The following is a 14,388-nucleotide window of genomic DNA, read 5'->3' on the forward strand; positions in this document are numbered from 1 at the left end:
CTCAGGCGCTCAGGCGCTTGCGGCCACGCGCACGACGCGCGGCGAGAACCTTGCGGCCGCCGGCCGTGGCGAGACGGGCGCGGAAGCCGTGACGGCGCTTGCGCACCAGTTTGCTGGGTTGATAAGTCCGCTTCACGGGTAATTCTCCGCTGACCGGGCAATTTGCCGTTGTATTGAGATGGAGTCCGGTGATGCTGGCGGGCCCAAACGAGCCGTTCACGGCCCCAAAGAGCCGCCCCCGGTCAAGGACCGAGCCATCGCGGACAGTTGGCGCGGCTTATAAGGGAGCGCCCTGTTTTCGTCAATGTCACAGGGCGTCGCAAAGAGTCTTCTTTGAAACGTCGCAATTGGGGCGAATACAACTGATTTCGCGGGGTTTTTGACGGTGAGGGGCGCTTTGGGGGCGTTCGGGGAACCGCCGACATTAGCGATCCGTAATTTGACCGGTTTGGGGGCCGGGCCGCATCTTCCGACCCCTAAGCCAAACAAGGCCTTATCTTGTGGCTCTAATTGACGATCAGGCGACCGCGCAGCAGCAGCGGCCCAAGCCGACCCTTCGGCTCGGGCTGTCGGGCAAGCTGTTGCTGCTGACGATTCCCCTGGTCATGATCGCCGGGCTCCTGATCTACGTGCCGGCGATCGCCAACTTCCGGATGAATCGGCTCAATGACCGCCTGGCCGCCGCCAATACCGCGGCGCTGGTGCTGGATGCCGCCCCCTCCGGAATGGTGCCGGATTCGCTGGCGCGGCAGATCCTGACCAGCATCGGCGCCCGTGCGGTCGCCATCAAGCTGGGACAGCAGCGTCGTCTGCTCGCCAGCGCCGACCTGCCGGCCGCGATCGATCATGACGTCGACATGCGCACCATGACGGTGTGGTCGGCGATCGTCGATGCCTTCGAGATCATGCTGGAGCATGGCGACCAGACCATCCGCGTGGTCGGGGCGGCGCCGGGCCAGGCGCAGTTCATCGAGGTCGTGATCGACGAAAAGCCGTTGCGACAGGCGATGTACCGCTTCTCCCGCAACGTGCTGGTGGTCGCCCTCCTGATCGCCGGCCTGACCGCCGGCCTGGTCTATCTGGCGCTGCATTACCTGTTCGTCCGTCCGATGCGGCGGCTGACCGCGAGCCTGATCGGCTTCCACGAGAATCCGGAGAGTTCGGCGCGAATCATCGTGCCCAGCCAGCGTGGCGACGAGATCGGCGTGGCCGAGCGCGAATTGTCGGACATGCAGCGCGACCTGGTTTCGATGCTGCATCAGAAGAGCCGGCTGGCCGCGCTCGGGCTCGCCGTCTCCAAGATCAACCACGATCTGCGCAATCTGCTGGCGTCCTCGCAATTGCTGTCGGACCAGCTGGCCAGCGTGCCCGACCCGCGGGTGCAGCGCTTTGCGCCGAAATTGCTGCGCTCGCTGGAGCGCGCCATCGCGTTCTGCCAGTCGACCTTGTCCTATGGCCGCGCGCAGGAGGCGGCGCCCGATCGCCGCGTGATCATGGTGGAGCCCGCGGTCGCCGAGGTGCGGGAATCCGCCGGGCTTGCGACCGACGTCTCGATCACCTGGATCAGCGCGATCGAGCGCGGCCTCACCATCGATGCCGATCCGGACCAGCTGTTCCGCGTGCTGCTCAACCTGGTGCGCAATGCGACCCAGGCGCTGGAGACCCGGCAGGACAGCGATGGCGGTGCCCAGCAGATCCGCATCACCGGCCGCCGCGAGGGGACGGTTGCGATCATCGAGGTCTCCGACACCGGCCCCGGCGTGCCGGCCAAGGCGCGCGAGCATCTGTTCGAGGCGTTCCAGACCTCCGGTCGCCCCGGCGGCAGCGGGCTGGGGCTGGCGATCGCCGCCGAGCTGATCCGTGCCCATGGCGGCCATATCCACCTGGTCGAGGGCACCATCGGCGCCACGTTCCGGATCTCGATCCCGGATCGCCCGGTCGAATTGCTGTCGATCCGCAGCGAGCGGGCCCGGGCCTGAGGTGTCCCGGTGTTCCACCGGGGGCCGAAATTGGCTGCTTCCAGACCTTGCCAACCGGACCGGGAGCCTGTAGCTAGAGCGCTCTTTCGTGACGCTCCGAGCCTCTCGGAGCCACGCGGGCTTTAGGCCCTGCCGCGAAAATGCGCCCGTAGCTCAGCTGGATAGAGCATCAGACTACGAATCTGAGGGTCGGACGTTCGAATCGTTCCGGGCGCGCCATTTCCGGCGCCAATTTGAAAATCACAGCAGATTTCGGCCGAGCGTGGCCGGATCTGGATTCGGGCCGCCGCTTGGCCGGCCTATTTGCCCATCCGCAGGCCCTTGGTGGTGAAGCGCTGCGCCTTGTCGCCGGGGCGCAGCGGCCGTCGTGTGCCGGCGGCCTTGCCGGTGCCGGGCGGCTGGTGGGCCGGCACGAGTTGGTCGGGGCGCGAGCCGATCAGGTCGCGGCGTCCCATCTGGATGAGTGCCTCGCGCAGCACCGGCCAGTTGTCCGGGTCGTGATAGCGCAGGAACGCCTTGTGCAGCCGGCGCTGCCGCAAGCCCTTGATCGCCTCGACCTTGTCGCTGCCGCCGCGGCGTACGCCGCGCAGCGGGTTGACGCCGGTGTGGTACATCGCGGTGGCGGTCGCCATCGGCGAGGGCAGGAAGGTCTGCACCTGGTCGGCGCGGTAGCGGTTCTTCTTGAGCCACAGCGCGAGGTTCATCATGTCCTCGTCGGTCGTGCCCGGATGCGCGGCGATGAAATACGGGATCAGGTAATATTTCTTGCCAGCCTGCTCGGCCGCGGCATCGAACATTTTCTTGAAGCGATTATAGGCGCCGATGCCCGGCTTCATCATCTTGTCGAGCGGGCCGCGCTCGGTGTGTTCGGGCGCGATCTTCAGGTAGCCGCCGACGTGATGGGTGACGAGCTCCTTGATGTATGCGGGGCTTTCCACCGCGAGATCGTAGCGCACGCCGGACGCCACCATCACCCGCTTGACGCCCTTCACCTCGCGTACCTTGCGATAGAGCCGGATCAGGTCGTCATGCGACGTGTTGAGGTTCGGGCAGATCTCGGGGAAGACGCAGGACGGCCGCCGGCATGCCGCCTCGACCTTCGGATCCTTGCAGGCCATCCGGTACATGTTGGCGGTCGGCCCGCCGATGTCGGAGATCACGCCGGTGAAGCCCGGCGTCTTGTCGCGGATGCGCTCGATCTCGCGCAGGATCGAGCCCTCCGAGCGGTTCTGGATGATGCGGCCCTCGTGCTCGGTGATCGAGCAGAAGGTGCAGCCGCCGAAGCAGCCGCGCATGATCGTCACCGAGAAGCGGATCATCTCCCAGGCCGGAATCTTGGCGTCCTTGTAGGAGGGATGCGGCGCGCGCGCGTAGGGCAGGTCGTAGACCGAGTCCATCTCGGCGGTCGACAGCGGGATCGGCGGCGGATTGAGCCAGAGGTCGCGGTCACCGTGACGCTGCACCAGCGGCCGCGCATTGCCGGGATTGCTCTCCCGGTGCAACACGCGCGAGGCGCGGGCATAGGCCTCGCGGTCCTGCTCGACCTGCTCGCAGCCCGGCAGGCGGATCACGACGTTGCCGGGCTGGCGCGCGGCGCCCTCGTCGGCGGAGTCGAGATCGTCGGCATGCAGCTCGGCGTAATCCTCGGGCACGCGGCGGAACAGCGCGACGCCCCTGATCGAGTCGAGATCGCGCGGCGCTTCGCCGTTGGCGAGCCGGTGTGCCACCTCGACGACGGCACGTTCGGCGTTGCCGTAGAGCAGAAGGTCCGCCTTGGCGTCCGCCAGCACCGAGCGGCGCACCTTGTCGGACCAATAGTCGTAATGCGCGATGCGGCGCAGCGACGCCTCGATGCCGCCGAGCACGATCGGTACGTCCTTGAACGCTTCACGGCAGCGCTGCGCATAGACGATGGTGCAACGGTCCGGCCGGCGGCCGCCTTCGCCGTCCGGCGTGTAGGCGTCGTCGTGGCGCAGCCGACGGTCCGCGGTGTAGCGGTTGACCATCGAATCCATGTTGCCGCCGGTGACGCCGAAGAACACGCGCGGCTTGCCCAGCGCCTTGAACGGCTCGGCCGAATGCCAGTCGGGCTGCGCGATGATGCCGACCCTGAAGCCCTGCGCTTCCAGCAATCGACCGATGATCGCCATGCCGAAGCTCGGATGGTCGACATAGGCATCGCCCGTCACCAGCACGATATCGCATTGGTCCCAGCCGAGCGCGGTCATCTCGGCGCGGTTCATCGGCAGGAACGGCGCCGGCCTGTCGGGGCGTGCCTGATGGCGTGGCCATGACGTCAGGGACATTGCAGTGTTGGCAAGGGTGCTCATGAACACCACGCATAAGACTGTGGCGCCGCGAATTCAACCAATCAGCATGCGGCCGGGCTTGATCGCGGGTTGCAATTGCTGCGAGTTCCGGATTTGGCCAAAGCGGGTGGCCGGCAAATCACACCAATATCTCAGTGACATAAGAGATAACTGGCGCGCCATTCCTTCGAAGAGGCGCTCGAGCATGCAGGCCCTGTCGCAGCAGGAGAACCTGCTCGCCATGTCCGACGACAAACACCGGGTGATCGCCATCAGTGCGGCCGGGAGAGTGAGAATGTCGGACAAGTCTATGCTTGCCTGCATCGTCGTTAGCGGGCTGATCCTTGGTGTGCTCGGTGCGACCGTGCACGCGCAGACGCCGTCGAGCTGCAAGGAGCCGCAGACGGGCACTACGCGCGCCCTGATGCTGTCGCCGCCGCTCGCCCATGTGGTGACGGGCACCGGACGGCTGCAATTCTATTCGGCGCCGAACCTGCACTGTCCGGTCGGCGGCGTGTTCGTCATTCCGAATGACGAGCTCGTTGCCTATGCGCAAACCAATGATGGCTGGTCGTCGGTGATGTACGTCAATCCACGGACCGGCAATGACGTCTCGGGTTGGGTGCAGTCGGCGCGGCTGAAGGCAACCGGAACTGTCGGTCCAAAGTAGCACGTGACAGCGCGCGCGAATGGCCACGGTCCGCCGCGGCGAGCGAGCAACGCGCAGCGATTCACGCCGTCATCCAGCTGTTGCCGGGCGGCGTCGGGCGCGCGCATTAACCTCCATAAGTTGAATTTCTTGACGGCTCGCGCGTGAAGTTGGAGGGTTGCCGCGACGACGGGCGTCCAGGCGCGCATCGGACTTGAGACTCTCGATTGGCTTGACGTGACTGCGACGGCGGCCCCGGCGTAGCGCGCGGTGCGACATGAGGGGACAAGCTCGTCGATACATGAAAATCATTGATATTGGCGTCTCGCGACGCCGTGGCGATTGGACAGAGATCAAGTGGCTGACCATGCTGAACTCAACGTCGCATACCGCTTGCCAGGCTAGCCATCCGCGTGACGCGCAGGCGCGTCCGCCAATTTCCGTGCGCTAGATGTTGCAACGCGGGCCGCAAACGCAGATTGATGCGCAGCCTCCGCGCAAGGGCGCTGTCCGCCCGATGGCGGATGCCGATGTGCCGGCGGTTGCGCGCCTCTTCCTCAAGGTATTCAGGAATGTCGACAAGGAGGCGAGCCCGGATCTCGAGGAATACCTGCGCGCGCTCACCCTTGGCTCTCCGTGCTACAGTGCGCCGGCCGGCACGCATGTCTATCAACAGCAGGACGGGCGGATCCGCAGCGCGCTGCTCACCGTTCCCATGCAGTTCGTCGCTTGCGGCGATGTCGTGCCCGGACGGTTGCTCGGCGTCTTCATGACCGACGCCAACAAGGAGGCTGCCGGCGCGGCGCAGCTTATCCTTGCGCTGCGGCCGAAACGCGCCGACTTCTCCTTCTGCGACAGCGCCTCGCCGACCAGTGCCAATCATTTGCTGGCGATCGGCGGCAAGCCCATTCCGGTGCAGAACCTCGAATGGTCGCGCAGCTTTCGCCCGTTGGGCGCGCTCGCCGGACGCTTTTCGCTGCGGTTCTTGCGCCGAAACGATCCGGGCTTCGCCACGCTGGTTCGTCCGATCGATGCGTTGCTGAGCCGGATGCGCGGTGGCGACGCCGCCGTGCAGGCCGACGGCACCAACGTGGTGGAGATGTCCGTCCCCGCGTTTCTCGCGCATGCGCCGCGGCTGATCGCCCATCATGCGGTCCGGCCGCTGTGGTCGGAGGAGGAGCTTGGCTGGCTGGTCGCGCTCGCGGCGCGCAACACCAAGCTCGGCGCCTTCACCATCCGCTCGATCGAGGACCGCGCCGGCGCCGTGATCGGCGCCTTCGTCTACTATGCGGCGCCGGGGCGAACCGCGCATGTCCTCAACATCCTGGCGCTCCAGGGCCAGGAGATCACCGTGCTGGACGCGATGTTCCGCCATCTCGAAAGCACCGGCCACGTCGAAGCGCGCGGCCGTGCGCAGCCCGCGCTGATGGCGGGGCTCGCATTGCAGCGCTGGCTCGTCTTCCGGCACCGGGCGTTTGCCGTTGCGGTGACGCGGATTGCCGAGGTGAGTGACGCCGTTGCGCGTGGCGACATCTATCTCGGCGGCCTCGCCGGCGAGGACTGGAGCCGACTGATGTGCGATTTTGGCTGAGGCGGATCACGCGATGGCAGTGTCGGTCATTCTCAAGGCGCTCAACGAGGAGGCACGGATCGGGCCTGCGCTCGAGAGCGTGCTGGCTGCGCTGGAGGGCATCGGCGGCGAGGCCATCGTGGCCGACGGCGGTTCGCGCGACCAGACGCTCGCCATCGCGGCCAAATATCCCGTCCGAATCGTGCAGCTCGAGCCTGCGATCGCACCGAGCTGCGGCATCGGCCCGCAACTCGGCTTCCAGTACAGCCGCGAGCCGTTCATCTGTCTGATGGACGGCGACATGCTGCTGGATCCCGGCTTCCTGCCCGACGCACTCGCCTGGCTCGCGAACAATCCGGGCGCAGCGGGCGTCACCGGACACGTCGTCGAGATGAACGACACCAGTCTCGAATATGTCCGGCGCGGCCGCAGGGTCTCGCCGGAGAACCGGATCGGGGAAATCGACCGCATGAATGGCGGCGGTCTCTACCGGCGCGCGGCGATCGAGCAGGTCGGCTATCTGTCGGACCGCAATCTGCACGGCTACGAGGAGTTCGATCTCGGCGTCCGGCTGCGGGCGCGCGGCTGGACGCTGCACCGCCTCGACCGCAGCTTCGTCCGGCATTTCGGGCATGCGGTCAACGCCTATGCGCTGCTCGTCCGGCGCTGGAAGTCGGGCTATCTGCGCGGCATCGGCGAGCTGCTGCGCGCCGCGTTCGGCAAGCCGCAGTGGAAGCAGCTGGTTCAGGAACTGCCCGAGCTGAAGCTGTGGGGCGCGGTCTATCTGTGGCTGGCCGCGATGGTCGTGCTGCCGTTCCTGACTTCGCCGCCTGGATTGGGGCTTGCGATCGATGCGGCGATGATTGCCGGCGTCATCGGCCTGATGAGTGTGCGCCAGCGCAGCCTGACGCTCGGGCTCTATGCGGTCGTGGCGTGGCTGTTCCACGCCGCGGCGCTACCGCTCGGCTTCTTCCACAGCCGGCAGGCTCCGGCGGCCTGGATCGACAGCCGCGTCGTCCGGGACAATCCCTGACACCGTGGCGGGGATGCCGGCCTCGTCCGCATCCTGACGGCTGCGGCGTGCGAGCCGCAGCAGAGCCAGCCACGCGGTGATCACGAGCGATCCCTCGATCACGTAGAGCGCGACGAAGGTCCCGATCGGCGCGTCAAGCCATGTCGCCGCGGCGATGAGGCCGCTGCCGAGCAGGTTGGTGCTGTTCATGATCAAGGCGCGTGTGCCTTGCCGTCCCGACGCCCCCAGCAAATCCATCGCCACCGCCCAGGCGCCGATCAGGATGATCGTGCCGGAAAGACAGCGCACGAAGAATGCGAGGTCGTGGTACTCGCGGCCGAACAGCCGCGGCAGTTCGGGTGCCAGCGCGAACAGGATCAGGAACGTCGCAAGACCGAGGCCGAGGGCCGCGGCCAGCGCGTGTTTCGCCGCGGGCAATGCCAGGTGCAGGCCGTCGCGGCTGGCGCGCGCGAAGCGCGGATAGATCAGCCGGTTGAAGGCGTCGATCGACAGATAGCTGCTGTCCATGATGCGCCGGGCCACGCCGTAGCTGCCGACGGTCTCGATCGGCGTGAACAGGCCGATCACGAACAGGTCGACGTTGGACCGGATCGCGCGCACGACGAACTGGGAGCTGAACAGGATGCCCGAGCGCAGCTCCTCGCGCAGGATCCTGAATCGTGGTCGGCCAAGCGGCAGCAGCCACAGCAGTCCGAGCAGCGCATAGAGCAGGTGTCCGCAAAACTGCCACACCGCCCATTCCGCCAGGCTCGAGACGTGAAACACGATGCAGGCAAGCGCCGCCGTGGCGGTGCGCGCGATCGCGAAGCCGACCACCGAGCGGTTTGCCGAGCGGACCTGTCCGAGGCCGAGGAACACGGTCTCGACAAGCAGGATCAACCGGACCAGCACGACATTGCCGACGAACAGCAAGGCGATGGTCGAGATCGCGACCGAGGGGCCGGCGCCCATGCTGGTCCACGACACCATCGCCGCGATGCCGCCGAGCACGAGCACCGCGCCGGTAAGTCCGATCAGCAGAATATTGTGGCCGAGCAGATCGGGATAACTCGCCGGCTCACGCGCGACCCTGCGCAGCAGGCAGTCGGAGGCGCCGAGACCGCAGATCTGAACCGCGATCGCGGTCACCGCCGAAATCTGCACGAACAGGCCGAACTCGGCCGGCCCGAGTGCGCGCGCCAGAATCGCAAAGGTCACGAGCTGGGCGAGGCTCGCCGCAGCCAGCGATCCGCTCGACAGCAGATAGCTGACCATCATCGGCGCGGCCGTCGAGATCGTTCGGCTGATGGCACTGAAACGCAGCAATGATCCACGGCCTCTGGTTGGCGGTCGATCCCCATCGACACTCTATCAGGCCGGCGCGCACTTGATATCGCGCGCGGAACGCCGTTCGAAATTGACGTTAACGTCGACGCGATGCGCGTCGGTGACATGAGCCATCGTCGGCGAAGTGGCGCGACAGTTGCGCGGTCACGTGTGGTGTGCCGATCGCGGCGCACAGATTCATGTGCGCGTCGAATTGAGATCGTTCGACCGGTCGCGCTCGGCCATCGATCTCGAGTTCGTCGTCCGGATCGGGCGCGCGTGCATCGCATGAGGACGATCGACGTCGTCGATTCCGGATTCAATTCAAGATTGATCTTGGCTTCACATCAATACGGCGTCAGGCATCAGTCCTGATGGAGATATAACCATAGATGCACTCATTCGGATTTTCGATAGTAAGGTTAACGCTAACACCTAACGCTAAAAGCCACTTAAAGTTGTTTGGGTTTTCGGGAGGAGGATAGTGGGCCGCGCCGGGTCGTTGATCGTCCGGCGGACATGAAATCGAGGATGTCATGCAGCCTTCGGCCCCGATCCCCGTGAGTTTGCGCAGCAACAAGCCCAACGGCTTGGCCGTCGATCCGATCATGCCAAGGAATGCGTGCAATGCCGCCGGAGACTTCCGCGGCGGCCCGCGCGGCTGCAACCGGGCCTGACGACTCCAGGCTCGCCGGTGTCCTCCCCTTTGAAACCAACCGACATGTACACAGCAACTGACAACAGCAGGCCGCAGCGCAGCGATACCATTCCCTATCGAATGGCCGGCGGGATCACGTCTGCGCAGGGCGTCGCGATCAACGCGATGCAGGTCGCCGGTTGGCTGCTTCATGGCTGGCGATGGATCCTGGTCGCGGCTCTCGCCGGTGCGATTGCCGGCGTCGGTGCGACGCAACTCGTGACGCCCCGGTTCACCGCGATCACCGATCTCACGATCTCGCCGTCCAATCTGCAAGTCACCCCGAACGATCTCTACGCGACCAATATCCAGAGCGACAGCCAGATCCTGGATGTCGAGAGCAAGATGCGCTCGATCACGTCCGGAAATGTCCTGCTCCGCGTGATCGACAAGCTCGGCCTCGCAAACGATCCCGAATTTGCCGACAAGATGCGTCTGTTCGACCTCAGCTGGCTGTTCGATCGCAACGTCTCCGACGCCGCCCGGCGCAACGATCTGATCGGCCTGCTCGCCAAGCGGATCAACGTGGTGCGACAGGAGCGATCCTATGTCGTGACGTTGTCGGTCTGGGCGAGCGAGCCGGCGATGGCGGCGAAGCTCGCGAACTCCATCGCCACGACGTTCCGCGAGGAGGTGGTTCGTGCCGACGCGGAGCGGGCCGGTCGCGTGGCGCAGGGGCTGACAGCGCGGCTCGGCGAGCTCAAGGCCGCGGCGACCGAGGCCGACGACCGCACCGAAGCATTCCGGCGAGCCCATGGCTTGCAGCAAGGGCCGTCCAAGCAGCCGCTGAGCACCGACGCCATGGAGCGGATGAACGGCAAGCTGACCGATGCCAAGGCACGCCTCGCCGAGGCGGAGGCCCGCTACAATGAGGTCTCGCGCGCCGTGTCGCTCTACGGCGTGCAGGCCGGCGCGGTGCAGTCGCAGACCCTGTCGGGATTGCTCGCCGACGAGGCGGCGCTGCGCAGGCAGATCGCGACCCTCACCCAGACCCTGGGGCCGCGCCATCCCGCGATGCTGAACGCGATGGCCGAGGCCGATGCCCTCAACAAGGCGATCAAGTCCGAGACCGAGCGGCTGCGCCGTGCCGCCCGCTTCGAGGTCGATCAGGCCAAGGTGGCGCTCGACACGCTGAACGAGGAAACGCGCACCTTGCGCGGCAACGTGTCGGTCGACGATCAGGCCCAGGTGAAGCTGCGCGAGCTGGAGCGCGAGGCAAGCGCCAAGACCGCGCTTTACCAGACCTTCCTGACCCGCTCCGGCGAGGCCGCCGAACGGCAGCAGATCGACGCCACCGACGTGCGGGTCATCTCGCCCGCGGTCGCGCCGTTCCGCCGGACCTGGCCGCCCCGTCCGATCATCGCGGCTGCGGCGGGTGCGGCGCTGGGACTGCTGCTGTGCGCGGCCGCACTCGCCGGCCTCGGCTATCTCGCGGCACTCCGTCTCGCCGGGAGCAGGGCGACATGATGGCGTCGGGAGACATGCGCGAAGCTGGAGCGATCAGTGTGCTCGGACCGCCGCTGTTCATGGCGACGCTGCTGTTCTACCTGATCACGCTGACGCCGTTCATCGACCTGTCGGCAGCCAATGCGGGTGATCCCGCCGCCGACAAGTCGAGCACGATCAATCAGATCGTCTTCCTCGGATTGACCGCAAGCCTGTGGTTGACCGCGCTCAGCTCGCCGGCACGTCATCTCGTCGTGCGTCCCCGCGGCCTGCTGATCGTGACGGTGCTGTGGTTCGCGCTGGTCTCGGCCATTTCGATGCATCCGGACATCGCGCTGAAGCGCGTCGTGCTGGCGTCGCTGACGATCGTCAATGCCGGCATCTTCCTGCTGCTGCCGCGTTCTGAGCGGCAGTTCGCCGGCATGCTGGCGATGTGCTGCCTCGGTACGCTGGCGCTCGCCTATCTCGGCGTTGCGCTGTGGCCGCAGCTTGCGATCCACCAGGCGAGCGAGATCCGCGAACCGATGAACGCCGGGCTATGGCGCGGTCACTTCGCACACAAGAACGTCGCGGCCGCGGCGATGGTGCTGATCAGCTTCGCCGGGCTCTATTTGTACGGCACCGGCCGCCGCATCGTCGGCGGAGCGATCACGCTGCTGGCGGTCGTGTTCCTGGCCCATACCGGCGGCAAGTCGTCGACCGCGGCGCTGCCGGGCATTCTGGTGATCGCCTGGATATTCGAGCGGTGGCGGGCGATCCGCATCCCGATGGTCTTCCTGGGGATCGCGGCCTTCAACGTCGTCACGATCGGTTGCTCGGTCTCGCCGACGATGCGCGAGCTGGTCGCAAGCCTCGGGATCGATCCGACCTTCACCAACCGCATCGACATCTGGCGGGTCGGCGCCGCCGCCGTCGCGGACCGCCCGTTCACCGGATATGGCTTCCAGCTGTTCTGGCAGACCGACGAGATGGTCTACAAGGCCGGGGGCGGAGCGAGCTGGGCGGTCGCTGCCTTCAACGCGCACAATGCCTATCTCGATGCCGCGATCACGACCGGCATACCGGGTCTCATCCTCACCCTCGTGTTGCTCGTCTGGCTGCCGCTGCGCGACGTGTCGCGCGCGGAGACGCGCGGCAATGACCCCGCGCTGACCCGCCTGTTCACCCGGATCTGGCTGTACGGCGTGTTCTCGGCCTGCGTCGAGAGCCTGTACTTCCAGTCCGGCAGTCTGGTCTGGTTCATGTTGATCGTTTCGATCTTCGGGCTTCGCTTGCAGGCGAGTGCGCATGAGATCCGCGACGGTGAAGCGGTGATGCCTGTCGGGGAGACGGCCCATGCGTAGCCCCACATCGTTCCTGCCCGAGACGGCATCGCGCCTGCCGCACACGATCGACCGGTTCGCCGGTCGTCTGACCAACAGGTTGCTCCGGGCGGCGCCCTGGCAGCTCATCGAGGTCCCGACCCGCGAACCGATCGTCTCCTTCACGTTCGACGATGTGCCGGACTCCGCGCTCCGTGTCGGTGCGGCAATCCTGGAGGCGTGCGGCGTGCGCGGCACGTTCTACATCTCGGGCGGCCTCGAGGGCCAAGTCGAGCCGGATCGCACCCTGATCGATGCTGCGGGCTGTAGGGAGCTCGTCGCGCGCGGTCACGAGATCGGCTGCCACACTTACGGCCATCGCGACATCAGGCATCTCGATCGCGCGCGCCTCGCCGCTGATCTCGCGGACAACGCGCGCTATCTCGATGCGGTCGATCCGCGCCGCGGCCGGCGTAATTTCGCCTATCCCTACAACAGCGGCAGCCTCGGCAAGCGGGCGATGCTGGCCGATTCGTACCGGACCTGCCGCGCGGGCGGCGAAGCCATCAACCGCGGGCCGACCGATCCGACCTTTCTCAAGGCAGTCGAGATCCGCCAGCCCGAGACGCTGGTGGCGGGATTGACCCGCTGGATCGACGCGCTGATCGCGGATCCGGGCTGGCTGATCCTCTTCACTCACGACATCTCGCCGACGCCTACGCCCTATGGGGCTAGTCCCGCGGCGTTCGAACGGCTGGTGGCGCATGCGGTGGAGCGCGGCTGCTGCGTGTTGACCGTCGATGCTGCGCTCGACCGCATGGGATTCCGGGAGGCTGGGCAATGACGAGCGAACGGCGGCTTTTGGCCATCAACAACTACTTCTACCGGCGCGGCGGCGCCGAGAGCGTGTTCCTCGACCAGATCGATCTGTTCGCGTCGGCCGGCTGGGAAGTAGTGCCGTTCGCGATGGAGCATCCCGACAATCTGCCGAGCCCGTGGTCCGATTACTTCGTCTCCGAGATCGAATATGGCCGGTCCAGCGGACCGATCACGAAAGCCAAGCAAGCAGCCAAGATCATCTTCTCGCTGGAGGCGCGCCGCAAGATCCTCGCCCTGGTCGGCCGTGTGCAGCCATCGGTGGCGCATGCCCACAACGTCTACCATCACATCTCGCCCTCGATCTTCGATGTGCTCAAGGCCGAAGGCGTGCCGGTGGTGATGACGGCGCATGATCTGAAGCTCGCCTGTCCCGCCTACAAGATGCTGAGCCAGGGCGAAGTCTGCGAGCGCTGCCGCGGTGGACGAATCCACAATGTCCTGCTGCGGCGCTGCGTCAAGGACTCCGCCATGGTGAGCGGGCTGGTCTTCCTCGAGACCCTGGTCCATCGCAGCTTCGGCCTCTACCGCGACACGCTCGACTGCCTGATCGCGCCGAGCCGCTTCTACCGCGACAAGCTGGTGCAGTGGGGCTGGGACGCGAGCCGCATCGCATACATCCCGAATTTCGTCGATGCCGAGCAGTTCACGCCCTGGTGCCACGAGGGGAATTACTTCGTCTACGCGGGACGGCTTGCGCCGGAGAAGGGGCTCGCCACGCTGGTGCGAGCCGCGGCGCTTGCGCGTCAGCGCCTGGTGCTGGTCGGCAGCGGCCCCGAAGAGGAAGCCTTGCGCCGGTTGGCGTTCGAGCTCGACGCCCAGGTCGTCTTCGCGGGTCATCTGGACAAGCCGGAGCTGAAACAGGTGATCGGAGAATCGCGGGCGCTGGTGCTCGCCTCCGAATGGTACGAGAACGCGCCGATCAGCGTGCTCGAGGCTTACGCGCTCGGCCGCCCGGTGATCGGCACACGGATCGGCGGCATTCCGGAGCTGATCGTTCACAACAAGACCGGCGCCCTGGTCGAACCAGGCAATGTCGGCATGCTGGCCGAGGCGCTGGCCAGCATGGCGAAGCTGCCCCGCACGGCACGGAACAGGCTCGGCGCCGCGGGCCGCGACTGGGTGTTGCGCGAATTCACTCCCGAGAAATACCGCGATCGCATGACGGCACTCTACGAGACGGTGGTGCACTGATGTACACATTGATACCAGCCGGCGGAGCA

At 66.2% G+C, this 14,388-nt stretch carries 11 protein-coding genes and 1 tRNA gene; 9 read left to right on the forward strand and 3 right to left on the reverse strand.

The features are described from left to right. Position 1 precedes the first annotated feature (1 nt). Positions 2–136, reverse strand: a complete 135-nt coding sequence (gene rpmH, locus B2W55_RS28725) for a 50S ribosomal protein L34 (protein WP_008542748.1) — start codon at positions 134–136, stop codon at positions 2–4. Between the two features lie 364 nt (positions 137–500). Between rpmH and B2W55_RS28730 the strand changes: the two genes are divergently transcribed. Further along, a complete protein-coding gene (locus B2W55_RS28730; protein WP_024578819.1) occupies positions 501–1,979 on the forward strand; it encodes a sensor histidine kinase in 1,479 nt (492 codons plus the stop codon). Between the two features lie 142 nt (positions 1,980–2,121). After that, positions 2,122–2,198 (forward strand) — tRNA-Arg (locus B2W55_RS28735). Between the two features lie 80 nt (positions 2,199–2,278). On the opposite strand, the gene B2W55_RS28740 is transcribed toward B2W55_RS28735, so the two are convergent. Further along, complete coding sequence (locus tag B2W55_RS28740) at positions 2,279–4,309, reverse strand: YgiQ family radical SAM protein (protein WP_024578820.1); 2,031 nt, start codon at positions 4,307–4,309, stop codon at positions 2,279–2,281. 274 nt (positions 4,310–4,583) lie between these two features. Between B2W55_RS28740 and B2W55_RS28745 the strand changes: the two genes are divergently transcribed. The 3 genes from B2W55_RS28745 to B2W55_RS28755 all read left to right on the forward strand — a co-directional run bounded on the left by B2W55_RS28745 (position 4,584) and on the right by B2W55_RS28755 (position 7,540). Continuing rightward, on the forward strand, positions 4,584–4,958 hold the full coding sequence (locus tag B2W55_RS28745) for a hypothetical protein (protein WP_024578821.1): 375 nt from the start codon (positions 4,584–4,586) through the stop codon (positions 4,956–4,958). 496 nt (positions 4,959–5,454) lie between these two features. Next, positions 5,455–6,528, forward strand: a complete 1,074-nt coding sequence (locus tag B2W55_RS28750) for a GNAT family N-acetyltransferase (RefSeq protein WP_100555137.1) — start codon at positions 5,455–5,457, stop codon at positions 6,526–6,528. 13 nt (positions 6,529–6,541) lie between these two features. Further along, complete coding sequence (locus B2W55_RS28755) at positions 6,542–7,540, forward strand: glycosyltransferase family 2 protein (RefSeq protein WP_024578823.1); 999 nt, start codon at positions 6,542–6,544, stop codon at positions 7,538–7,540. On the opposite strand, the gene B2W55_RS28760 is transcribed toward B2W55_RS28755, so the two are convergent. Further along, the gene (locus B2W55_RS28760) at positions 7,463–8,845 is read right to left on the reverse strand and encodes a lipopolysaccharide biosynthesis protein (protein WP_063830179.1); all 1,383 of its coding nucleotides are present in this window, start codon (positions 8,843–8,845) and stop codon (positions 7,463–7,465) included. The genes B2W55_RS28755 and B2W55_RS28760 overlap by 78 nt on opposite strands. A 721-nt stretch (positions 8,846–9,566) precedes the next feature. Between B2W55_RS28760 and B2W55_RS28765 the strand changes: the two genes are divergently transcribed. The 4 genes from B2W55_RS28765 to B2W55_RS28780 are packed head-to-tail and all read left to right on the forward strand — an operon-like array spanning position 9,567 to position 14,359. Next, the gene (locus tag B2W55_RS28765; protein ID WP_080890948.1) at positions 9,567–11,009 is read left to right on the forward strand and encodes a GumC family protein; all 1,443 of its coding nucleotides are present in this window, start codon (positions 9,567–9,569) and stop codon (positions 11,007–11,009) included. A gap of 14 nt (positions 11,010–11,023) precedes the next feature. Beyond that, a complete protein-coding gene (locus tag B2W55_RS28770; protein ID WP_291532642.1) occupies positions 11,024–12,331 on the forward strand; it encodes an O-antigen ligase family protein in 1,308 nt (435 codons plus the stop codon). Next, positions 12,324–13,133, forward strand: coding sequence for a polysaccharide deacetylase family protein (locus B2W55_RS28775; RefSeq protein ID WP_024578827.1), 810 nt, complete (start codon positions 12,324–12,326; stop codon positions 13,131–13,133). Before B2W55_RS28770 ends, B2W55_RS28775 begins: the two co-directional genes overlap by 8 nt. Then, positions 13,130–14,359 carry a glycosyltransferase family 4 protein gene (locus B2W55_RS28780; RefSeq protein ID WP_024578828.1) on the forward strand — a complete coding sequence of 410 codons (1,230 nt, stop codon included), beginning with the start codon at positions 13,130–13,132 and terminating at the stop codon, positions 14,357–14,359. Before B2W55_RS28775 ends, B2W55_RS28780 begins: the two co-directional genes overlap by 4 nt. The last annotated feature ends 29 nt before the right edge of the window (positions 14,360–14,388 follow it).

Origin of the sequence: Bradyrhizobium sp. UBA2491 (genome assembly GCF_002341725.1) — a bacterium.
Taxonomy (GTDB): domain Bacteria; phylum Pseudomonadota; class Alphaproteobacteria; order Rhizobiales; family Xanthobacteraceae; genus Bradyrhizobium.

Bases quoted from the DNA above. Each gene is read 5' to 3' on its own strand.
- B2W55_RS28775 (WP_024578827.1), top strand. From the start codon at position 12,324: ATGCGTAGCCCCACATCGTTCCTGCCCGAGACGGCATCGCGCCTGCCG.
- B2W55_RS28740 (WP_024578820.1), bottom strand. From the start codon at position 4,309: ATGAGCACCCTTGCCAACACTGCAATGTCCCTGACGTCATGGCCACGC.
- B2W55_RS28765 (WP_080890948.1), top strand. From the start codon at position 9,567: ATGTACACAGCAACTGACAACAGCAGGCCGCAGCGCAGCGATACCATT.
- B2W55_RS28745 (WP_024578821.1), top strand. From the start codon at position 4,584: ATGTCGGACAAGTCTATGCTTGCCTGCATCGTCGTTAGCGGGCTGATC.
- B2W55_RS28755 (WP_024578823.1), top strand. From the start codon at position 6,542: ATGGCAGTGTCGGTCATTCTCAAGGCGCTCAACGAGGAGGCACGGATC.
- B2W55_RS28750 (WP_100555137.1), top strand. From the start codon at position 5,455: ATGGCGGATGCCGATGTGCCGGCGGTTGCGCGCCTCTTCCTCAAGGTA.
- B2W55_RS28770 (WP_291532642.1), top strand. From the start codon at position 11,024: ATGCGCGAAGCTGGAGCGATCAGTGTGCTCGGACCGCCGCTGTTCATG.
- B2W55_RS28780 (WP_024578828.1), top strand. From the start codon at position 13,130: ATGACGAGCGAACGGCGGCTTTTGGCCATCAACAACTACTTCTACCGG.